The following is a 21,843-nucleotide window of genomic DNA, read 5'->3' on the forward strand; positions in this document are numbered from 1 at the left end:
TTTTTTTGCTGACTAGGATCAGTTAAAGTTTGAATCAGTTCTTATTTATATAATTTTTTGTCCAGTTATTCATTTCTTGAGTTGCAATTGAGTTTAAATCAATCTTTAGGTAATCCGTTAACGCGAACAGTGCTGGTAACGAAATACGATTTGGAAGTGGTGTATTGGGGTTTTCATACCGGGAAAGCATACTCGATGATAAAGAAACATGATAAATATTTTCAACTTTTCTTACTAGATCCATTTGACTCATTCCGCGTTGCAAACGTGCCTTTTTAATTGCTTCGGGTAGCATAGGAGACCTCATTTCTTTTCATGTGATATGAATAGTTTAACGTTAATGAGGCGTTTTTAGTACAAATGTCGCATTTGCACTTAATTAGGCTTGCAATTGTTAATAAAATTATGTATTCTCTCCTTAAAAGGAGAGAATAGATGATGAAAAAAATTAATCAGTCACTCTCTCAGCCAAACGACCAATTGCCGCCTTTGTTAGTACTGGGATATTTAAAAGCACATCACATAACTCAAGATGAAGTTGCAGAAATATTGGGCGTCAATCGGACAACGGTGAATAGAAAATTAAACAATAATGGCACATTTACGGTAAAAGAAGCACAAATTTTAAACCGAAAATTGAGGATTCCATTACAGTTGTTTTTTAGCGATTAAGTGTGTCTGGGGGAGGAAATATGGTTAACAAAAGGGATTGGCCATGGTTAATTTTGTCTGATGGTCCGTAACGAAGATAAATGAAAAATTGTTTGAATATATTTATTTAGTTTAAGTTTTTAGATAATGAGGGGAAAATAATGTCCGAAAATCAAAATGATACTGCCAATAAAAGCTTTTCTGTTAGTTTAGTTGCACCTTGGGTTAAGGGAAATATGTTTGTCGATAATGATTTTTTCCATGTTGATATACCTAACACGGTACTGTTTGGGATGGTGCCAGCAGGCAGACAACGTGATACATCACCACTTAATACCATTTCAAATGTTTATACATCCAATTCATATAAGCTGGGACGTATTTTTCTAGGCGGTTTGATTGCTTTGGGTGGTATTGCCAGTATTGGGTCTTCAGCAGTTACAGGAATTATCTTGATATTGCTCGGTTTCGCAATTTTGGGTAGTGGTATTCTTACGACGTTTGCATACGAACGCTCGGGTGTTGAGAAGCAAGTTTCATTGCCATTTTTTGAAGCAAATCATAGTAAAGAATTGGAACAACAACTAACAGAAGCGTTAAGTGCATTTCAGTCTTCACGCAATGTCACAGCTAATACCCAGCAAATCATTGAGGCGATGAATAAACAGCACGAAAAGTAATGGAAATTACAAACATAGTTTTAGGAGACGAATATGTCCAAAAATCAAGTTAGTGATCGTTTAAAAAAAGTTAGTCGAAAAACATGGACGATTGCTGGAATTATTGTTTTAATTGCTGGCGTTTTAGCAATTTATCTAACAACACGAAAAGTAAACGTGTTAACATCCAGCAATGCTAATGTTACATTCAACGGATATAATAAATCTGGTGTTGCAAATTATAATGATCAGTCCATTGAAGAAGCAATTATTAAGGCAGATGCCAAAAAAGTTAATCTTGGGGATTATTGGACTAATCGTATCGTCAGTGGTCAAATTACATGGAATGATATTTTAAACAGTAGAGAAAACGTTGATAATATCGACTCAGATGATCTAGATAAACTATCAAAGATTGGTACATGGCTCAGAGAAACAAATGTGAGTGTGACTCCAAGCGAAGGTTTATCTAATGGTGATCAAGTAAAGCTTTCTGTTTCGACAGGGCATGACAATTCAAATCCGGTTAAAAGTGCTTCAAAGAAATATCGAGTACACGGTTTGAAAAGTATTAAGAATGAATCAACAGAGTCAATTTTACAGTCTTTCAAAATATCTTTTGTTGGTTTTAATTCGAAGGGTCAAACCATTATTAGTAGCAATGGCAAATATGGGGATATTAGCAATTTGCATGTTGCCAAAAATGGTTCATTGAGCAACGGTGACAAAATTAAAGTTAAATTGCCCAATGCGGTATTTACGAAGGCTGGCGTTGCTTATCATGGATCTCATACTTTAACTGCCACTGTCAGTGGATTGAAGGATTTAACCAAAATTGATAACGTTGATGCAGTTAAAAGCGTAACGGATTCAATAGAATCTGATCGATACAAGAGTGATGATTCCATTCAATACACAAGTACTTTTATAAACATGTATGCGACACCACAGGACTCTAGTGACGATTCATTTGGTAGCTTGTACTCCAGCAACTCAAATCAATCTACGAGTTCATATGTCTCTGTAAATGATGACTCTGCCTCAAAAACTGAGGGTAATAAAGTGACGATTACCGCGCTATATAAAGTGGAAGATACGCTGTCAGGGACTAGTTATTCAGATGATAGCAAATATGTAGAGGCGACAATCAGTGGTCTCAAATTAAGTAATAATCATTTGAACATTGAAAAGGTTTCTACTAAGGACAATAGCTCAGTTTCAGAAATCAGTAATTCACTAACAACTGAGCAGCATAATTTGTCCGCCACGGGTGTCAAAATTAAGTAACTTTGTACGTAATTCTTTATCATATAATGCCATGGATAGTTTCTGTTAATCTTATGCTGTTAATATTCTTCGCACGTTAGAAAAGAACTCACCGTTTTGGCGAGTTCTTTTTTTGCAGCTGAATGAATGTGTTTTAAAATTCAAGGTTATGCTTGTCAGTCCGTAGCCTTCAACGCCGACACCATATCCACACGCTTCAGACGTCGGTGGGTGAACCAGATGACGATTGCTGTGAAAAGCGCCATTAGAATGGCAGCAATGATATAGCCTGACCAATGGATGACTAGTGGAAACATCACCTGGGCCGTCGTTGCCTGCTTTAAAATATACCAAGTTAGGGCATTTCCGATGCCGTAGCCTAAAATGACACCCACAATCGTGAGGACAATATTTTCACGGGCAACGTACATCGTGACCTCTCGATCATAAAAGCCTAAAACTTTTACTGTTGATAACTCACGAATTCGTTCTGAAACGTTAATGTTTGTTAGGTTATACATCACGACAAACGATAATAGCCCTGACATCACAATGAAAATGACGACCACGGGGTCCAGCGTGGCGGACATGTTATCAATTGTGGTTCTCTGATCCGCGACAAAACTTGTGCCACGAACGGCACCAGATTGTAACAATTGGTGCGCAAGGCGATTTCGTTGTTTGCTCGACTGTGCATTCAGTTTGACAAGAAGCGCGTTGCTGTTGCTGGTCTTGTGCCAGACATGTTGATAGGCAGCGGGGCTCAGATAAAGGTAGTCGCCGATGTAATTCTTTGTAATGGCTGCCACCTTTATTGACCGATTGGTAGCTGACGTAAGGTTTACGTTGATACTGTCGCCTACTTGAGCTCCTAGTAGAGTCGCCGTTTTCTGTGATAATACGGCACCACGTTGCGGCAGCACGATGTTACTGCCGCCTGGTGTCGTGAGGCGGACATAATTTGCAAAGTCCGTTGTTTGAGGGATGAAGACATTGACCGAGGAGACACTCTCATTTCCATGGCGAACTTTAGCGGTAGTAGCGGCGATGGGGGTGCTCTTTTGGTAGGATTCACTTTGTTGTAGCAAATGCTGTGTCTTACTAATGTCAGCATCTGCGCCATGAAGTGATATAACAGCCTGATAACGCACGATATCACGATATTGGCGGTTGCCCGCGGCTGTGATTGAATCGCGAATGCCAAAGCCACATAGAATCAGTGCGCAACCGCCCGCAATACCGACGATTGACATTACCATGCGACTTTTATAGCGGAATAAATTGCGATAGGACACTTTTTGATTAAAGTTTAGCCGTTGCCACAGTGGTGTAATGCGCTCAAGCAAAATCCGTTTGGCAGACTTAGGCGGCTTGGGCAACATCAAAGCGGCAGGTCCCTCTTGCAGTTCACGCCAAACAACAAAGCCGGCTGCACCAACCGTGGCGATCAGGGAGAAACACAGAGCTAAAATAATCGAAGACCATTCCAAACGGACCGTGGCGGACATGGGGATGGTTGAACTGTATAACGCCAGCACGAAGCGTGGAATTGTTTCATTACCCAGTAGGGAACCGATGACACCGCCAATTGTGCCGGCCATTAATGCATAAGCGAGATAATTCCGTGCAATGGCCCACTTGCCGTACCCAAGTGCTTTAAAAGTGCCAATCTGGGCACGCGCTTCCTCAACCATTCGTGTGATGGTTGTAAAGGTAATGAGAGCTGCGATTAAAAAGAAGAAAACAGGAAAGACATTAGCGATGGCCGCAATCCGCTCACTGGATTCGCCATACGATGAGAACCCCGGCAAATCTGAGCGGTTCTGCCAGGTATAGTGCGTTTTCGTTTGCTGCTTGACTTTATTTCGAGCGTTTGTCAGTTTACTCTGAGCCGCATTAATAGATGCTAGTTGATTGGTTAACTCAGGGGTTGAGGTCATCGTGCCACCACTTGTTTGTGTCACTTCTTGTTGAGCGGCTTGTAAACGGACTTTGGCCGCTGTGAGCTTATTTAATTGGTCATTAAGCTGTTTCGTTGCATTGATATAGAGTGCACGACTGTGTTGTTCGGCTCGTGGGTTTAAAACTGTTTTGAGTTGCTTCAACTTGCGGTTACGAGCAGTGACGTAATGGTTTGAATAAGTGTCAGTGCCTTGTAAGGATTTGAACCGGACGGATAGCAGACTAGCTGGCATTTTTAACTGGCTACTTGGCACAGCTGCAAAAAAACGGACCGTGCCATCACCGACATTGGTGACGCCGCGAAGACCATTATCAATGTATTGAGGTGAGTCGACGAACCCAACAATGGTAAATGTCCGGTGCTGGAGGACTTTGTTTTTACTGAAGGTAAAGTGTTGACCGAGGCGATAGTCATAATCCGTCTTGGCCTTGTTATCAAGCACAATTTGGTTGGCTCGTTGTGGTAGATGGCCGGTGCGTAACACAAGGCGATTAAGGTTTGTCTTGGTGGAATAGCCGTATAGCGCAACGGCAGCTGCGTTGGAACCACCGGTAGCGTATGTGAACTTGTTGGCCTCAGCAGTTGCGTCAGACACACTGTTGGCAGCGCGCACGTCATCGTTTGTAAAACCAGTATTAGATAGCAGTTGAACGTCGCTCAACTGGCTACGTTGAATTGTTGAGGTCATCGATTGATTTAATACGGGACCGGTAGCACGAACGCCAACAAAGATAAGACTACCTAGCAGGATGATTAAGATGATGGCGATAAAACGGCCACGCGAGGCCTTTATTTCACGAAATAGGTTTTTAGTCAGTGGTTTCATCGTCTCTCACCACTCAATCTCAGCAATTGGTTTCGGAGCAGGATTGTTAATTACTTCGCGCACGCGGGCATCGTTAATGTGGATGACACGGTCGGCCATGGCGGCGATTGCTGCATTATGGGTAATAATCAGGACCGTTTTATTGTCACGGCGAGAAGCGTCCTGTAGAAGCTGTAACACCTGTTTACCAGTTTGAAAATCCAGTGCACCTGTTGGTTCGTCACATAATAAGAGTTTAGGATTTTTGGCTAATGCGCGAGCAATGGCGACACGTTGTTGTTCACCACCGGAGAGCTGCGCAGGAAAATTGTCCAAACGTTTGCTCAAGCCAACCTTCTGGAGGGTAGCCTCAGCATCTAGCGCATCGGGCACAATAGAATTTGCCAATTCAACGTTTTCTTTAGTCGTCAGATTAGGTACAAGATTATAAAACTGAAACACAAAGCCGACTTGGTCGCGGCGATATTGCGTTAATTGCTGATCGGTGTAGCTAGCAATATCCACACCATCAATAAAGACTTCACCTGAGGTTGGGGAATCCATGCCACCAAGAATATTGAGAACTGTTGATTTGCCAGCACCACTTGGACCTAGAATCACAGTAAGTTGGCCTTGTTCGCAGGTGAAATTCAAATCGTGATTGGCATCAATGGTCGTTTCACCCATCTGATAGGTTTTAAATTCATGTCTTACATCAATATATGCCATGAGTGCCTCCTGTAATGGTTACCTTTATTATGCCGATGTCATAAAATAGAGACAAGAATAAGCTTTGCCATTGCTTGTTTAAATTGATACACTTTACTAATTGCAATTTACGAATGAATTTATTACAGTGACTCATGAAAGGGGGCGCCGACAATGGCACAGGTTCGCGATTTGTTCGTCAAAAAAGATACGAGCAATGATATTTTAAAACAATCTGGTTTGGAAAAAACGTTATCGGCTTTTAACCTCACGACTATGGGAGTTGGCGCCATTGTTGGGGCCGGAATTTTTATTACGCCCGGAGTTATCGCATCACTTCACGCTGGACCAGCAGGGATGCTGTCATTTGTGCTGGCGGCGTTTGTTTGTGCCTTAGCAGCGCTGTGCTATTCGGAATTTTCATCAACCATTCCTTTGGCCGGCAGTGCCTACACCTATGTTTATACAGTATTTGGTGAGTTGGTTGCGTGGGTGCTAGGCTGGTCATTGGTATCAGAATATATGTTTTCTGTTTCCTCAGTGGCCACGAGTTGGTCAGCGTACTTTCAAAATATTCTTGCCGGGTTTGGATGGCGGCTGCCAGTCTTCCTGCGAGCTGCGCCAGGAACGGCCAGTGTACCAGGTGGGCGTTTTGATTTAATTGCTTTTTTAATTGTAATGGTTATTTCCGTGTTGTTACTAGGTGGCGTGCACGAATCAGCGCGTGTCAACACGGCGATGGTCGTACTGAAAATTGCGGTTATCTTGCTTTTTATTGGTGTTGCAGTTTTCTATGTGAAGCCAGCAAACTATCATCCCTTCATGCCGTTCGGCGTTGGCGGGGTGTTTAAAGGAGCAGCGCTAGCCTTTTACGCTTACGTTGGCTTCGATGCTGTGTCGTCAGCCGCTGAAGAAGTTAAGCGTCCGCAACGCGACATGCCCATCGGCATTAGCATGTCATTGGTAATTGCGTCTATTTTGTACATTGCGTTGGCGACGGTATTGGTCGGCATCGTGAAGTATACCAAACTGAATGTGGCTGACCCCGTCGCTTTCGCTTTACAGTATCTTCACTTAACAAACTTGTCTGGCATTATTTCACTAGGTGCAATTGTGGGGATGACGACAGTATTGCTAGTCATGTCTTACGGTGGTACACGACTGATTTTTGCGATTTCTCGTGATGGTCTGTTACCACAACGATTGCACAAGCTGAGCCCGAAAACACATGTGCCAGTATCAAACACCATTCTATTTGGCTTGTTTGCTGCCGTATTTGCTGCTTTTATTCCCATCAGCTTAGTCTCAGAGTTGGTTAACATTGGGACGTTGTTCGCTTTTGCGCTGGTTTCGTTAGGGGTCGTATTTCTGCGGCGCAATCCTGATTTTGCCCATGTTAAGGCAGCTTTTCATGTGCCGTTATACCCATACTTGCCGATTTTGTCATTCATTCTTTGTATCGGCTTAATGCTGATGCTGCAGGTCTTTACGTGGATTGCGTTTGTGATCTGGCAGGCCGTAGGGTTAACGATTTATGCAACTTATGGATACCGTCACAGTTTAGCGCGGCAACGATTATATAAGTGATTTTATCTGAATCAGAATCGTGAATACAAAAAATGAGCCTATGTATTTTTACATAAGCTCATTTTTGTTACCAACGATTTAATTAGTAACCAGCTGATAGGTCGACTTGGTTGCGACTGACTAATCCGGTGCTGACAAACGTTTTGAGGTTGTCGTACAAAATTGGGAAGAGACGCGTATCAAGGTGATCAACAACACCGGATACGTGCGGCGTGAGCAGAATGTGGTCATTAGCCCACAGCGGCGAATCCTTTGGCAACGGTTCTGGGTCCACAACGTCCAGCGCAGCGTACTTAACACGGCCTTGTTTTATGGCATTCAGTAAAGCTTCGTTGACGACAGAAGAACCTCGGCCAACGTTGATAAACAAAAGCTTATGGTCTAGCTGATCAAAGAATTGTTGGTTAAAGAAGCCGGTTGTGGCTGGCGTTCCGGGCATCACATTGATAATGATGTCAGCTTTTGCCAAACCTTTTTGATAGTCATCGATTGCGTACGTTTCGTCAAAATTATCCGCTGGATGGCCAGTTCGGTTGACACCGGCGACATGAACATTCATCTGGTGTAGCAAACGTGCCGTTTCGACGGCAATGTGGCCAGTGCTGAAAATAATGGCCGAGGTTTCGTCAGCTACTAGCAGGTCGTCTGCGGATTGTTCCCAGAAATGTTGTGGCCGTCGTTGTTCAGCCGTCCAGAGACCACGGGTGAAGTAGAAGATATATCCCAAGATGGCCTGGGCAATTGCTGGACCATGAATCCCACTGGCGTTAGTCACTACGATGTGATGTTGCGCAATTTCTGACAGTGGCAAGTAGTCGACACCGGCAGAAAATGTTTGAATCCACTTCAAATGACTGTGAGGTGCTTTTAAAACGGGTAGACTGATTTCGGCATTCCACCCGTACATAATGGTGATATCGTCGGGAGCCACTTGTTTACGGGCGATGTCATCTGCAGTGACAATATTTACCCCCATGTTTCTAACTGTTGAGCGTTGTTCTTCTGATAATGGCATTATTGCTAATAATTGTTCCATCGATGCCGTCCTCCTCTTAATCTGCGACTTACACGAATTTATTATAACGTGACTGAACAAAGATAAGTTAGTTTAAACGCTCGTTAAGTCACTTAACAGTATCGTCATTTAAATGCTGAAAATTAGATGTGAAAATGAAAGTAAATCGTCCTTAAATTTGAAAACTCATTTATCAGTCGATATAATTTGTTGTAGAGAGCGGTTTCATTCAATGGTATTTTTACATAATGTCTTGTTTACAATTGAATTGGCCGCCACATGATAATGCTGACAGCGTTTTGGCTAGTCCACCAAGATGCGGGTTCAGTTTATTTTGTGAAGTTACTCGCAATTATTCTTCATAAAGGGGCGAAGTGCGATGTCAATATTAGGTCTTAGCATTCTTTCGCTAGCTCGCTTTCAATTCGCGATGACAACCGTCTTCCACTTTTTCTTCGTACCGTTTTCAATCGGTTTAGGATTCGTGGTTGCCATTATGGAAACGAACTATGTTATTCAAAAGAAGGACATTTATAAGAAAATGACCCAGTTTTGGGGAAAAATTTTCTTACTGTCTTTCGCAGTTGGGGTAGTGACCGGGATCATTCAAGAATTTCAGTTCGGAATGAACTGGTCACAGTACTCACGCTTCATGGGCGACATTTTTGGTGCACCACTGGCCATTGAAGCGCTGGCTGCATTCTTCCTGGAATCGACATTCATTGGACTGTGGATGTTTACCTGGGATCGGTTTAAACCAGTCTGGCACTGTCTGTTTATTTGGTTGACGTCCATTGGTTCAATGCTATCAGCAGTTTGGATCTTGGCGGCCAACTCATTCATGCAGGATCCTGTCGGATATGCATTGAAGACAGTCAACGGTAATACTAAAGCTGTTATGGTCAGTTTTGCCGACGTAGTTAAGAACCCACAATTGTGGCTGGAATTGCCTCACGTGCTGTTTGGCGCGTTTTTAACGGCTGCCTTTGTCATTGCTGGGTCATCAGCTTGGCGGATCTTAAAGGGCAAGGATATCGAATTCTGGCGCAAGAGTATCAAGATTAGCTTGATTGTTGGTTTGGTTGCTGCTATCGGCGTTACTGCCGTTGGGGATCAGCAAACGCAATACATCATTAAGAACCAACCAATGAAGTTTGCGGCTACTGAAGGTTTGTACAAAACGACGGGTGACCATGCTTCATGGGCGATTGTTGAAGGTATGGACAACAAGGATCACAAGGTTACTTGGAGCATTGAGATTCCTTATGTTTTGAGTATGCTGTCCTATCACAAGCCAAGTGGTGCCGTTACTGGTGCTAATCCGTTGAACAAGCAGTTGCACAAACAGTATGACAAGAAATTTGGCAAGAACATGAATTACTTTGTTCCGATGCATACTTTGTTCTACAGTTTCCGGATCATGGCCGTTTCTGCTGGTGTCTTTGCTCTGTTAGCCATCTTAGGATTGTATTGGAACCGCAAGAAGTCTGATCAGATTGTGCGCTATCGTTGGTTCTTGTACATTTTAGGATTGTCTCTATGGCTACCATTCATTGCTAACACAGCCGGCTGGTTTGTCACCGAGTTGGGTCGGTATCCATGGGTTGTTTATGGATTATTAACCATTGCTGATGCGGTATCGCCGCATGTTACGGTTGGCTCATTGCTCTTTAGTAATATTATTTACTTCTTACTGTTTGCGGGCATGGGCGCAGTCATGATTGTTCTGAGCCACCGTGTTCTTGTCGCTGGACCAGATGCTGATTTGCAAAGTGGTTATGGCGTCAATGACGAAGACAAACAGGATACGGATGAGAGTGTTGATCCGTACGCAAAGGGGGCCTTCAACCATGAGTAGCTTACAATTTGTTTGGTTCTTGCTCATTGGCCTGCTGTTCGCCATCTTCTTCTTCCTCGAAGGATTCGACTTCGGGGTTGGTATGTCGGTGAACACCTTGGCAAACAATGAGAGTGAACGTAATGCGTTAGTCCGTTCCATCGGACCACATTGGGACGGAAATGAAGTTTATCTGATTACTGCTGGTGGTGCGATGTTTGCATCCTTTGGCGCTTGGTACGCTTCCTTATTTTCCGGTTTCTACGTGATGTTTTTGCTGGTATTGGTCGCATTAATCATGCGTGGTGTTTCATTTGAATTTCGAAATGAAATGCGCACCGATTTCTGGCGTCGGTTCTGGGAGTGGTCACTGACGATTTCGTCACTTGCTGCACCATTCTTACTTGGTATGATTTTTACCGATATGGTAAAGGGGATGCCGATCGATACACAGGGTGATGTCATCGGTCACTTTACTGATTACGTTAACTGGTTCTCTATCGTGGGTGGCGTTGCTGTTGCCTTGCTCTGCTACCTTCACGGATTAAACTTTGTCCGTTTGAAGACGGAAGGAACGTTACGTGAGCGGGCGCGTGTATGGGGCAAGGTTTTATATCCTGTTCTATTTGCTGGCGAAGTTGTCTTTGCAATTTTGGTTTACGTCTACACAGATTTCTTCACGAAGAAGCCGATTTCAACGTTATTGATTTTAGCCGCCATTGTATTGTTGAGTGTTCTGGCTTACGTGGCTACGTTGAAGGATTGGGAAGTAACGTCCTTCATCAGCGGTGGTTTGACGTTGCCGGCTGTTGTCATGTTGCTGTTCGTGGGCTTGTTCCCACGCGTCATGGTAGCCAACAACGCAGCTAACAGCATTCTGATTAAAAACGCATCAAGTTCAGCCTACACATTGAACTTGATGACATGGATTGCATTATGCATTTTGCCATTTGTCTTGGCCTACCAGATTTGGAGCTACTGGGTCTTTTACAAACGAATTAAGGCAAATTAGTTATTGGCGTGAATAAAGTATTTATTGTTTAGTTTACGGTTGAGGCGACTGCTTATTTACCGGGAACCGTGGTGAAGTGTAGCGGGTGAGGGACAGAGTTTCGTGAAAGCAATAATAGGTGGCGAAGGCCACTTATTATTGCGGGACGACCTTCGAGACCTGGTTTGGGGGCTCGAAGTCGAGGTAGAAGACTCCGTGGTTTTCGGAGGCTGAGACCGGTCCCATGAAACGGCGTCCCTCACCAGCGAAACGGCAGTAACATCACTTTTTTCGTAATCTTATTCAAACTAAAATAATCGATGAAAATTGTAGAAACTGACCGAGATGTTGGGAAAAGTTAGGAGTGTAGGATTGAATGATTGATCGACGTATCTTTCGCTTGCCCGGCATCACGAAGATGTTAATCGTTCTGGCAGGTTTAGTGTTACTGCAAGCGTTTAGCATTCTCTTTCAAGGTGTGTTCTTATCGCGGACGCTGACGGATTTATGGAATCGGGAAGCTGAAACGCGCATTTTATGGCCCGTATTATTGTTTGCGGGCTTTTTTGCGTTAAGACAGATCTTAGTGATGCTGAAGAATCGGGTAATGCAGCCGTGGGCGGACCAAACGGTGTTTGATCTACGTCAACAGCTGCTACAGAAACTCGTGGCCATTGGTCCCAGCATTGTTGCCAAACAGGGAACTGGGAAAGTTGTTACCATGGCACTGGATGGTATGAACCAAGTCAACACTTACTTGATGTTGGTTGTTATTAAGATTTTTGACATGATGATTATTCCGACAGTATTGTTGGTTTACTTATTCTTTTTACGGTGGCAGGAAGCACTGTTCCTGTTAGTTATTTTTCCGGTCATTATTTTATTCATGATTATCTTGGGTTATGCAGCCCGTGATAAGGCTAACCGTGAATTTGCCAGTTATACGCAGTTATCGAATAATTTCGTGGATGCATTGCGAGGGTTGCCGACATTAAAACAATTGGGCTTGAGTGAAGCCTATGCTGACAATATTTACGCCGTGTCTGAGGACCACCGTAAGCGGGTGATGGGGACGCTAACAATCGCCATTCTGTCAACGTTTGCGCTCGACTTTTTCACGACGTTGTCAATCGCCGTTGTCGCCGTTTTTCTAGGACTTGGCTTAGTAGCAGGTCACATCGCATTGTTCCCAGCATTAACCATTCTTATTTTGGCACCAGAGTATTTCTTACCAATTCGGAACTTTGCCAATGATTATCATGCCACGCTAAACGGTAAAAATGCGTTGACTGCCGTTCTTGAAGTGTTGAATACGCCAGTGCCAACGGATCGCAATTTGTTGACTGATCAGCAGGCTACGTGGACGTCCGAGAGTCAATTGCGTTTGGAACACGTTAATTTTGGCTATGACAAGCCTGATGAGACGGCCTTAACCGACATTAGTTTTACAGCGAACGGCTATCAAAAGATTGGTATTATTGGACCCTCGGGATCAGGAAAGTCAACCTTGATTAATTTACTTGGCGGCTTTTTAACGCCTAATAATCAAGATGCGGGTCGCATTTCGATAAATGGTGTTACAGTACCACATCTCAGCCAGCAGGCTTGGCAGCGACAATTCTTATACATTCCTCAGGCGCCATATTTATTCCATGCGACGTTAGCGGATAACATTAAGTTTTATACACCAGACGCTGACGATGCGGCGGTTTCGCAAGCGATTGCCAGCGCTGGGTTGACGGACTGGGTGGCCACGCTGCCGGAGGGTTTGCAAACAGAAATTGGTGAAGGTGCCCGTGGTGTTTCGGGCGGGCAGGCACAAAGAATCGCTTTAGCGCGAGCCTTTTTGGATCAGAGTCGCCGCATTCTATTGTTTGATGAACCAACTGCTCATTTGGATATTGAAACGGAAGTTGGCCTCAAAGAAACGATCAAACCAGTGTTTGCTAATCACTTAGTCTTTTTTGCCACTCACCGTTTACACTGGCTTAATGAAATGGATTATTTGCTGGTGATTGAGCACGGCCGAGTTGTGGAACAGGGCACGCCTGACGCACTGGCTAAGCAGAATGGGGCCTATACGGCGCTTCGTCGTGAAATGGGAGGTGATGCATTGTGAATGGATTCTTTGACACTTTTAAACACGATTCATGGGTAATGCCTTACCTTCGCAAATATCGCTTCTTGTTGGTTCTGGTACTACTGCTGGGCTTTTTGACCACTTTTACAGGGTCGGCGCTGATGTTTACCTCGGGGTATCTAATCAGTCGTGCGGCGCAACACCCCTTTAATATTATGTTGATTTATGCAACTATCGTTCTGGTCCGGGCATTTGGGATTGCCCGACCATCCTTTAAGTATGCTGAACGTTTAACCAGTCATAATTGGGTGCTCCGGATTGTGTCTGATTTTCGGAAGAAATTGTACCAATCTGTGGAGCGTGATGCGGTAGCGATTCGTCAACGTCATCAAACGGGGGATATTCTTGGACTATTAGCTGAAGATATTGCCCATATTGAGAATTTGTACTTACGAACGGTCTTTCCACTTATTGTAGGTTGGTTGCTGTATCTCTTCGTTGTAATTGCACTGGGGACTTTTAGTTGGCCGTTTGCTGCACTGATGGCCTTGTTGTTGGGCGTGATTGTGATTTTGATGCCGTTAGTGTCCGTCGCCTTAAACGGTGCTCGCGAGTTTCATCAGAAGAAAACACAACAACGCCTGTATACGTCCATGACGGATGCTGTGTTGGGAGTCAGCGACTGGATGATTTCTGGTCGCGAAAAAGATTTTATGGATCATCAAACGGGTCCGCTGACAGATATGCGCGACTTGCAAACGGCTGACAACAAGTTTCAATGGTGGCGCGATTTAGTTGTTCAGTTAATGATTGGCGTTATTGCGGTCGTTATGATTTATTGGGCTGGCAGTTACTTTCAGACTAGTCATCTGGCACTGAACTGGATTGCTGCGTTTGTGTTGGCTATTTTCCCAGCCACGGATGCCTTTGCTTCGATCCCCCAAGGTGTTTCAGAATGGCCGGTTTATCAAGATTCAATCAAACGTGTTAACCAGCTGGACCAAAACATTGTGGCGCCAGTTGCTCAAACACACCTTGCTGCCGAAGATTTTGAGTCACTGACCATCGATCACGTTGATTTCAAGTATGCAGATGGTCAGCAGGCCGTGTTGTCCGACATTGATTGGACCATTAATCGTGGTGACAAAGTGGCATTACTCGGACCTTCAGGCACAGGAAAGTCTACGTTGCTGAAGTTAATGCTGGGAGATGAACAGCCAACTCAGGGGACAGTCAAACTGAATGGCATCACGATTGATAAACTTCAAGAGGATCGTGGCAAACTGTTTGGTGTGCTCGATCAACAACCATACTTGTTTAATACAACAATTATAAATAACGTGCGTTTGGGCAATCTCTCTGCTACCGATGATCAGGTTAAAGCAGCCATTAAAGCGGTTGAACTGGAGCAGTTGGTTGAGAAATTGCCAAACGGCTACAATACGCTCGTTGAAGAAGCCGGTGCGCGATTCTCTGGTGGGGAGCGTCAGCGTTTTGCGCTTGCCAGAATTTTATTGCAGGATGCGCCGATTATTATCTTGGACGAACCAACTGTTTCGCTGGATCCTATCACTGAACATGAGTTGTTAAATACAATCTTTGATTTATTGAAAGATAAAACAATCATTTGGGTCACTCATCATTTGGAAGGGATCACACATGTTGATTCGGTTCGTTTTCTTGAACATGGTCAGTTTGAAATGATTGGCAAACCGCATGAGTTGTATCAGACAAGTGACCGGTTTAGAAGCCTTTATGATCTTGATAAAGGTCGCTAAAACATGATTTAAAACAGTACGTTAAGATTGTGTTGTTAATGGCAAAAATCGTGATGCACGGTTGTTTCGAAAATAAGTTGCATGCTAAAGACACCTTATTCTGGATGACGGAATAAGGTGTTTTTAGTGTGCAGTGTTTTTAAGACTCAGAACAAACGACCAAGCGTTTAATAAGCGTACTGATAATGGATAGTGATTCATTTTGAATAAATCGCGTATAATATGACCTAAACGTAGCGGTCTTTTTATAAAATTATGAGTTTTAGCAGAGGAGGGATTGTGTGGCTCTTTCATTTAACGCATTGATGGATGCAGTACCGATTGTAATTGAGGCTGGCAATGTGCCAAATATTGTTGGCGAGGCCGGGATTGGCAAGTCGGCTTTAGTGGCAGCCGTTGCGCAAAAGATGAATGCGCAACTCTTTACGACGGTTGTCAGCCTGTCTGAAAAGGGTGATCTAGCAATCCCAGTGCCACCACTAACGGCAGATAGCTTCATTCAAACGGACCAGTATGGACGTTTAGCTGACGTTCAGTATGGTTATGCGCATACCTTGGTGGCCATCATTCAATATGCGGAAGAGCATCCGGACCAGCCGATTATTTGGTTCCTCGATGAATTTAACCGTGGCACCCAGGCCGTTCAAAGCGAGCTAATGAACCTAGTGTTACAACGACAGATTAATGATTTGGTGCTACCACAGCAGGTTAAGCTCGTATTGGCTGAAAATCCGGACTCACAAATGCAAGGTTTTGCTGATTCGCTATACGGTGTCACGGCCGGTGATGATGCCATTAAAGACCGCACCACCCGGCTAGTGATGAGTGCCAGTACACCAGATTGGTTAGTCTGGGCGCAGCAAACTGATAGTACAGGAAATCCCAATATTATTCAGCCAGTGCGCGATTATTTGACGCAGCAGCCAAATGATTTACGGCCATTGCAACACGACGAAGATGTTTACCCAACACCACGGTCATGGCAACGCGTGTCAACTAATTTATCGCAATTAGATGACGCGCCTAAGGAAGTTCGACAAGCACTTCAGTTTGACATCATCACGGGTGATTTAGGCGAAACAGTAGGGGCTAAATTTAATCAATTTTTGTCTCGAGGGATCACCGTCACTGATTTGTTTAAACATGCGGATACGGATGCTACTCCTGACGAACAAGTTAATGCTGCTTTCACTGCCTTATCGGTTGGCGAACAGCAATCGTTACTAATTGCGGCAGGAAAATTGACTGAGATGCCGTTAACCACGGGCATCTACGCTGCTAGGTGGCTGAGCTTGCTGCAACAACTTCCCGTCGACGGCCAGTTTGCCGTGGTCAATTCGTTGGGCCAGCAAAATGGTTGGCTGATTGCACTGCAACAAGCTACTGACGCAGCTTCAAAGACACTAGCTAAAACGGTGTTGAATATTATGAACGGCCAGGCCTTTAATGCATGAGTGGCATTAACATCAACCAAGCATTGCAACAATTTCATCAACAAATGAAGGCGAACCGAAACGAAAGTGAGCAGGTCTTACAGGCGGCTATTATGCATCTTTTACAGCAGCAACCTGTTTACGGACAGCTAATCGCTCAGTTACCACGGCAACACGTAACGACGCCCTCAGAAGGATTAAGGGATGAAGAGCGTGCGTTTGCGCCATTATTCGGCTTAGCGTGGTCACAATCGACACTCATATTGCGCGTTAATGATTGTCACTGGCAACAAGCGCAAAATGAAGGGGTGTTGTTGGCATTATTAGTTCATGAGGCCTTGCATCTGCTGTGGCAGCATCCGTTGCGTTACTTACATGAATCAGGACAAAACGTCGATATCGCTACTGATGTTGCAATCAATCAGGTGATGACCACACAGATCCCGGGTGCCTGGACACTTAGATGGTTGAATCAACGTTTACAACGCCAATTACCGAGTAACGCTGATTCCGCCGTTTATTTAGCCGCTTTGAACAAAGTTAGTGCGGATTCCACAAATCATGACCACACGACCAGTAAAACATTGTCGTCATCACAAGGCTCAATAACAGATAAAAAAATATCCTCACAAGTTCGTCACACAGATGGGGCGGGGCGACAGCAAGATGAATATTTTAACGAACCAAAGCGTAATGAACTACACCTCGTTGATAGTCACGACGGCTGGGCCAGTTCGTCGGTAAACGATGAGCTAGCCCGTGCTAATTTGCGTCAACGAATTAATCAGGCGTTAGCGCGAACCACACTTACTCAACGCGGGAAGCTACCGAGTAGTGTTCAGGCAAAGTTAGCTAGTTTTGTACAACAACGCGCGCAGTTGCCGTGGACCGCAATATTAAGCAAATTAATCGGCACCGTGCCACATGGCAAACAGGATAGCCGAGCAAGATTCGATCGTCGTCAACCACAGCGCATGGCACTGCCCGGGCAAATAGCGAGAAGACGGGTCACTGTTACGGTCTTTATTGATGAATCGGCATCGATTTCAACGCAGACGACCGTTCGGTTTATCAATGAATTGACTGGTTTAACGCGTGCATATGAATTTGTACTCACCATTTTTCCGTTTGATGCCGCGATTCACGATCCCATCACATTGTCATCGTCCTCACAGGTTGCCGACAAACTACATGCACGCCACGTTGGTGGAGGCACAAGCTTCCAAAGTGTTTTCGATTATTTGAAGGCTGATCGTTCGCAGACACCGACGTCACTCATTGTCATATTGACGGACGGTGAGGGTGAAACAAATATTGATGCACACGGTTATCATCGCGTTGTATGGGTATTAGTTGGTCAACAAGAATTGAGTGTGCAAACGCCGCCAGGTTGGGTGGCAAATATTAACGAGTAAGGAGAACAAGTTCATGGCCGCAGTTACAATGACAGATGCAGATTGGCAAGATTACTTAAACAAGACCCCACGCGCCATCCGCGCAGCGAGTTTGTTGACGGATCAATGGCAATCGGTATTGGTCGACAATCCACTGTTCATTTCCATGATAAGCGTTGCTGATTTGGTTTATGCTAACCGACTTGCTGTTAATGAGGTGCAACCAAACGTTGAATGGCCACTTGACACGTACGCGCATCGCCAGCAGTTTCGTCGGCACTACGCCCGCTACTTAACGCCTGATAGTAACACGTGGCTGAAGCGGGAAGATTAAGCGTTAAACAAGAGCTGAAACTAAAATAACCGCCAACGAGTTGTGAAAATCGTTGGCGGTTATTTTTTGGATTTAAAACATCTGGTTAGTCCAGTTTAGGTTCTTTCCAGTCAGGGTTTGGCCAGTATTCGAGACCAAGCGAGCTGATGATGGCTAGAATCGCAAAACTAATGAATAATAGTTGATATTGTTTGCTAGAAATAATTGGCGTATTAAACACATTTAATACGTGATAGAGCAGGTACCGGTGGGGATGCCCACTGATTGCGTGGGTTGATAACGGCAGGTACGGACTAGCAGTAGCCGGAATGTACAACGGTTGGTTGGTTCGATTCGTGATTCGCAATGTGTAAGTGCCAGGATCTTGCAGCGTGTTTGCTGTTCCAGCATCTACATCCAATGACGACCACTGGTAAACGGTTTGCCGATTCATGCGCAATCCAACCGAGAAGTTTTCCGATTGACTGGCCACATCAGGTAAATTCAACTGACTAAATGGTCGTTTGGCAACAATCTTCTCAGAAAGCGAGTGATGTGGCGTTAGTTTAATCGCGTCATGCTGTGCGTAGTTGGACACCATCTGTGAGGAAACCGTTTGTGTTTGGACAACAGGGGTGGCGACCAGTGGCTGGCGATTGTGGTGATCCGCATAACCTAAACCGATGGCAAAAATAAGCAGAGTAACGATCCCGGTCCATGTCCGGCCACGCTCACCATACGCTGGATGGGCGAAAAACTGCTGCAACAAATCGCTAATATCATGCAGTCCCGTGGCCGCCATCATGAACAGGAAGGGAAAGGTAACGTATGCGTAATGAGCATCGACTGTCCAGAACAACATGTGCATCCCATAAATCCCTAGGACGATTAATTCATAGAACAATACTTGGTTACGACGAGGGGATAACATTTCAAACACAGATCCGATCAGCATGGCGCCTAAAACAGTGATGTAAACGATCTGCGTTAAATTGACTAGTAAGAATTGTAATTTGTTTTTGTGTTCCTGATAGAAACTTGGCTGTTTGAAGAATTGATTTGGTGATTGGAACATCCCCAAGTTACCGGTGGACCACATCGTCATGGTCTTTTGATAACTTTGTTTGATGATTCCCCAAACGCCAGCATCTTGAAGCCGGTCGGAAAGAATTTTGTGTGTCGCTTTAATATTTTCTTTGCGACCGTGACCACTCATTGCTTGAGCGTCATGTTCGTTGAAGCGACCTTCACTGTCCTGATTCAATCCCATAGCTGTCCAAGCGGAGGTCGGTAAAGTTTTGCTTTGGTTGACGTGGTAACCATAGTGTGACTGAACAGCATGACTGACGCCAACGCCAGCTAGCCAAATTGCGGCAAACACAACTAGGCCAATCAGGCCACGGACAACAGATGTCCGATTAATTCGAGCGGCTAATAGCCAATAAATCAGAATGGCAATTGGCACAATTAGTAGGTTAGGTTTGATTAAATAGCCGATTGTGAACGTTACACCGAGTAATGCAGCATACCCGGCTTTAGACAGCGGTTGTTGTCGTGAAAAGTAACGATTAAGAAAAACGACCATCATCAGCGGAATAACAACCGCAACCGAATCAACATAGAAGTTGAGCGCGAACCAGTAAAAAGGTGCAAAACTGGCAGCAAGAATGGCAAACATCGCTGCTGAACTGGCCGCCACATAACGACGAATTAAGCGCCAACTCATGATCAAAGTAAAGTCGATCAAGATGAAATTAAGAACGTTCAGCACATAACCGGTGGCGACGGCCGAATGAACATGAAACAACTCAATGATCCAGGTGAGAAAAATGGTTAGGTTAACATTGTGTGGATACCAAGCGAAATAGCTAAACCAATGATGTGACCCATTGGCTAAATTTAGCGCTTGTAAACGCATTAAGGCAGGGTCTGTATTACCGATGCCGACGAAGTGAAAGGCTAAATACACCTGAACAGCCACAGCAATGACAAGCACCACCGTGCTGACCCAATTGGCCACTTTTGCGGATGCACGACCCAGCCACATATTAATCACGACCATGAATACCCCGATGGTGAGTGACATGAAAAATAAACTTGAAGGTTGAAGCCACAGGGCCTGACCAAAGTCGCCTGATTGACGAGCTAGGGCCGTGAAAAAAATAACGCCAAAAATGATGGCGGTGATGGCGGCCACTGCGCGGCGTAATGCAATTTGAATGATGGTAACCTCCCAATGATTCCAGTTAAATATATTCTACCCATCCTGACAAATGAATGCTATACAAAGGTCAGTCAAATGTGAGCATTTATTTATTAAAAGACCGCCTAATAGCACTGTTTAGTGTTATTAGGCGGTGTTTATGACATTCTTGTTATTTTTTAAGCGTGCCGAACTAACAGTTGTGAGACAAGAGCACCCAATTCAGTTGCCAGTGGTTCTGGCAGGGTAGCAATTAGTGATTGTGCTTTTTCTGTGTATTGTTGCGCCAACTGTTCCGAACGCGTCGGTCCGTCTAAGTCGATGACGTGTTGAGTGATTGTTTGGATAGCACCATCACTGAGGTGTTGCTGGTCTTGAAGATGTTGGGCAAACCAATCAGGGTCGTTTTGACTTGCGAGAATGAGGGGAAGGGTGAACACACCCTCCCTTAAATCATGGCGAAGCGGTTTTGTGGCTGTTGACGGATTAGCGACATAATCTAAAATGTCATCCCTGATTTGATAGGCCATCCCCAATGCAATCCCAATTTGCTGCGCCACTTTGGCCTCACTTGATGTTCCCTTGCTGATGACAACGCCAAATTGCATCGCAAAACCGAACAAACGGGCTGTTTTACCCTCGACCTCTGTTAAGTAATCAGCCACTGTTGTTTGCGGATCAAAGTTTAAAGCGAGCTGGTTGAGTTCACCGGCTAAAATAAACCGCATAATATCATTAGCCGACTGAATTTCAGCATGACTATCCGTGGCTTTCAAAATTTCATCGAAGTAACTGGTAAACAGGAAATCACCTGTGTAGATGGCGGTTTTATTGCCATGGCGAACTTGTAAAGTTGGCTGACCATGACGTAGCTCAGCATCATCTAGCACGTCATCGTGAATCAAAGTTGCTACGTGTAACAATTCGATGGCCGCCGCCGCTGCTTGCTGTCGCTTTTCATCCTGAACAGGCCCCAAGTGTGCAAACATGTAAAATAACCCAGGTCGCAACAGTTTGCCGCCACTGGTGAGTAAACCAGTGACTTGTTGATCAATTTCGGCATTTCCAGAATGAACCGTTGTTGCGAGGTACTGTGTCAGATCATTTAGTTTTCTATTGATGGTCGGAAATTGTTGCCAAAGTGCGTGCACCATGTTGGT

At 44.5% G+C, this 21,843-nt stretch carries 17 protein-coding genes; 11 read left to right on the top strand and 6 right to left on the bottom strand.

The genetic code is table 11. From position 1 onward, the window contains the following. Window positions 1–34 precede the first annotated feature (34 nt). Complete coding sequence (locus LDK34_RS07605; protein ID WP_178942168.1) at window positions 35–295, bottom strand: helix-turn-helix domain-containing protein; 261 nt, start codon at window positions 293–295, stop codon at window positions 35–37. Window positions 296–435: 140 nt separating this feature from the next. Here LDK34_RS07605 and LDK34_RS07610 point away from each other — a divergent pair, with 140 nt between their 5' ends. From LDK34_RS07610 to LDK34_RS07620, 3 genes are all read left to right on the top strand, one after another. Next, window positions 436–672 carry a helix-turn-helix transcriptional regulator gene (locus tag LDK34_RS07610; RefSeq protein WP_236941624.1) on the top strand — a complete coding sequence of 79 codons (237 nt, stop codon included), beginning with the start codon at window positions 436–438 and terminating at the stop codon, window positions 670–672. Between the two features lie 140 nt (window positions 673–812). After that, window positions 813–1,331, top strand: a complete 519-nt coding sequence (locus LDK34_RS07615) for a DUF2892 domain-containing protein (protein ID WP_178942169.1) — start codon at window positions 813–815, stop codon at window positions 1,329–1,331. A gap of 33 nt (window positions 1,332–1,364) precedes the next feature. Next, entirely contained in the window at window positions 1,365–2,597 is a 1,233-nt protein-coding gene (locus tag LDK34_RS07620; protein WP_236941625.1) for a hypothetical protein, read from the top strand. Between the two features lie 155 nt (window positions 2,598–2,752). On the opposite strand, the gene LDK34_RS07625 is transcribed toward LDK34_RS07620, so the two are convergent. Next, window positions 2,753–5,365, bottom strand: coding sequence for an ABC transporter permease (locus tag LDK34_RS07625; protein ID WP_178942171.1), 2,613 nt, complete (start codon window positions 5,363–5,365; stop codon window positions 2,753–2,755). A 6-nt stretch (window positions 5,366–5,371) separates the two neighbouring features. Then, window positions 5,372–6,073 carry an ABC transporter ATP-binding protein gene (locus tag LDK34_RS07630; RefSeq protein WP_178942172.1) on the bottom strand — a complete coding sequence of 234 codons (702 nt, stop codon included), beginning with the start codon at window positions 6,071–6,073 and terminating at the stop codon, window positions 5,372–5,374. Between the two features lie 153 nt (window positions 6,074–6,226). On the opposite strand from LDK34_RS07630, the gene LDK34_RS07635 reads away from it, so the two are divergent. Then, a complete protein-coding gene (locus LDK34_RS07635) occupies window positions 6,227–7,639 on the top strand; it encodes an amino acid permease (protein ID WP_178942173.1) in 1,413 nt (470 codons plus the stop codon). Window positions 7,640–7,721: 82 nt separating this feature from the next. Here LDK34_RS07635 and LDK34_RS07640 read toward each other — a convergent pair whose 3' ends face one another. Then, window positions 7,722–8,675: an NAD(P)-dependent oxidoreductase gene (locus tag LDK34_RS07640; protein ID WP_178942174.1), complete on the bottom strand. Its 954-nt coding sequence runs from the start codon at window positions 8,673–8,675 to the stop codon at window positions 7,722–7,724. A 358-nt stretch (window positions 8,676–9,033) separates the two neighbouring features. On the opposite strand from LDK34_RS07640, the gene LDK34_RS07645 reads away from it, so the two are divergent. The 7 genes from LDK34_RS07645 to LDK34_RS07675 all read left to right on the top strand — a co-directional run bounded on the left by LDK34_RS07645 (window position 9,034) and on the right by LDK34_RS07675 (window position 18,501). After that, the gene (locus tag LDK34_RS07645) at window positions 9,034–10,512 is read left to right on the top strand and encodes a cytochrome ubiquinol oxidase subunit I (protein WP_178942175.1); all 1,479 of its coding nucleotides are present in this window, start codon (window positions 9,034–9,036) and stop codon (window positions 10,510–10,512) included. Further along, window positions 10,505–11,503 (top strand): cytochrome d ubiquinol oxidase subunit II, encoded by a 999-nt coding sequence (gene cydB / locus LDK34_RS07650; protein WP_178942176.1) that lies wholly within the window; start codon window positions 10,505–10,507, stop codon window positions 11,501–11,503. The genes LDK34_RS07645 and cydB overlap by 8 nt, the downstream gene beginning before the upstream one ends. 355 nt (window positions 11,504–11,858) lie before the next feature. Next, window positions 11,859–13,601, top strand: coding sequence for a thiol reductant ABC exporter subunit CydD (cydD, locus tag LDK34_RS07655; RefSeq protein WP_178942177.1), 1,743 nt, complete (start codon window positions 11,859–11,861; stop codon window positions 13,599–13,601). Then, window positions 13,598–15,340 (top strand): thiol reductant ABC exporter subunit CydC, encoded by a 1,743-nt coding sequence (cydC, locus tag LDK34_RS07660; RefSeq protein WP_420871577.1) that lies wholly within the window; start codon window positions 13,598–13,600, stop codon window positions 15,338–15,340. Before cydD ends, cydC begins: the two co-directional genes overlap by 4 nt. A 281-nt stretch (window positions 15,341–15,621) precedes the next feature. Beyond that, complete coding sequence (locus tag LDK34_RS07665; RefSeq protein WP_178942178.1) at window positions 15,622–16,794, top strand: AAA family ATPase; 1,173 nt, start codon at window positions 15,622–15,624, stop codon at window positions 16,792–16,794. Continuing rightward, entirely contained in the window at window positions 16,791–18,188 is a 1,398-nt protein-coding gene (locus LDK34_RS07670) for a vWA domain-containing protein (protein ID WP_178942179.1), read from the top strand. Before LDK34_RS07665 ends, LDK34_RS07670 begins: the two co-directional genes overlap by 4 nt. A gap of 13 nt (window positions 18,189–18,201) precedes the next feature. Next, entirely contained in the window at window positions 18,202–18,501 is a 300-nt protein-coding gene (locus tag LDK34_RS07675; RefSeq protein ID WP_017262701.1) for a hypothetical protein, read from the top strand. 85 nt (window positions 18,502–18,586) lie between these two features. Here LDK34_RS07675 and LDK34_RS07680 read toward each other — a convergent pair whose 3' ends face one another. Together LDK34_RS07680 and LDK34_RS07685 are read right to left on the bottom strand one after the other, a co-directional pair. After that, the gene (locus LDK34_RS07680) at window positions 18,587–20,677 is read right to left on the bottom strand and encodes a glycosyltransferase family 39 protein (protein WP_236941626.1); all 2,091 of its coding nucleotides are present in this window, start codon (window positions 20,675–20,677) and stop codon (window positions 18,587–18,589) included. 185 nt (window positions 20,678–20,862) lie between these two features. After that, a complete protein-coding gene (locus tag LDK34_RS07685) occupies window positions 20,863–21,837 on the bottom strand; it encodes a polyprenyl synthetase family protein (RefSeq protein WP_236941627.1) in 975 nt (324 codons plus the stop codon). Window positions 21,838–21,843 lie beyond the last annotated feature (6 nt).

This window comes from Furfurilactobacillus milii, assembly GCF_021654115.1.
In the GTDB taxonomy this organism is placed as follows: domain Bacteria; phylum Bacillota; class Bacilli; order Lactobacillales; family Lactobacillaceae; genus Furfurilactobacillus; species Furfurilactobacillus milii.

Excerpts from the sequence above, each read along its gene's own strand:
- LDK34_RS07605 (WP_178942168.1), bottom strand. The coding sequence starts at position 295 with ATGCTACCCGAAGCAATTAAAAAGGCACGTTTGCAACGCGGAATGAGT.
- LDK34_RS07610 (WP_236941624.1), top strand. The coding sequence starts at position 436 with ATGATGAAAAAAATTAATCAGTCACTCTCTCAGCCAAACGACCAATTG.
- LDK34_RS07615 (WP_178942169.1), top strand. The coding sequence starts at position 813 with ATGTCCGAAAATCAAAATGATACTGCCAATAAAAGCTTTTCTGTTAGT.
- LDK34_RS07620 (WP_236941625.1), top strand. The coding sequence starts at position 1,365 with ATGTCCAAAAATCAAGTTAGTGATCGTTTAAAAAAAGTTAGTCGAAAA.
- LDK34_RS07625 (WP_178942171.1), bottom strand. The coding sequence starts at position 5,365 with ATGAAACCACTGACTAAAAACCTATTTCGTGAAATAAAGGCCTCGCGT.
- LDK34_RS07630 (WP_178942172.1), bottom strand. The coding sequence starts at position 6,073 with ATGGCATATATTGATGTAAGACATGAATTTAAAACCTATCAGATGGGT.
- LDK34_RS07635 (WP_178942173.1), top strand. The coding sequence starts at position 6,227 with ATGGCACAGGTTCGCGATTTGTTCGTCAAAAAAGATACGAGCAATGAT.
- LDK34_RS07640 (WP_178942174.1), bottom strand. The coding sequence starts at position 8,675 with ATGGAACAATTATTAGCAATAATGCCATTATCAGAAGAACAACGCTCA.
- LDK34_RS07645 (WP_178942175.1), top strand. The coding sequence starts at position 9,034 with ATGTCAATATTAGGTCTTAGCATTCTTTCGCTAGCTCGCTTTCAATTC.
- cydB (WP_178942176.1), top strand. The coding sequence starts at position 10,505 with ATGAGTAGCTTACAATTTGTTTGGTTCTTGCTCATTGGCCTGCTGTTC.
- cydD (WP_178942177.1), top strand. The coding sequence starts at position 11,859 with ATGATTGATCGACGTATCTTTCGCTTGCCCGGCATCACGAAGATGTTA.
- LDK34_RS07670 (WP_178942179.1), top strand. The coding sequence starts at position 16,791 with ATGAGTGGCATTAACATCAACCAAGCATTGCAACAATTTCATCAACAA.
- LDK34_RS07675 (WP_017262701.1), top strand. The coding sequence starts at position 18,202 with ATGGCCGCAGTTACAATGACAGATGCAGATTGGCAAGATTACTTAAAC.
- LDK34_RS07685 (WP_236941627.1), bottom strand. The coding sequence starts at position 21,837 with ATGGTGCACGCACTTTGGCAACAATTTCCGACCATCAATAGAAAACTA.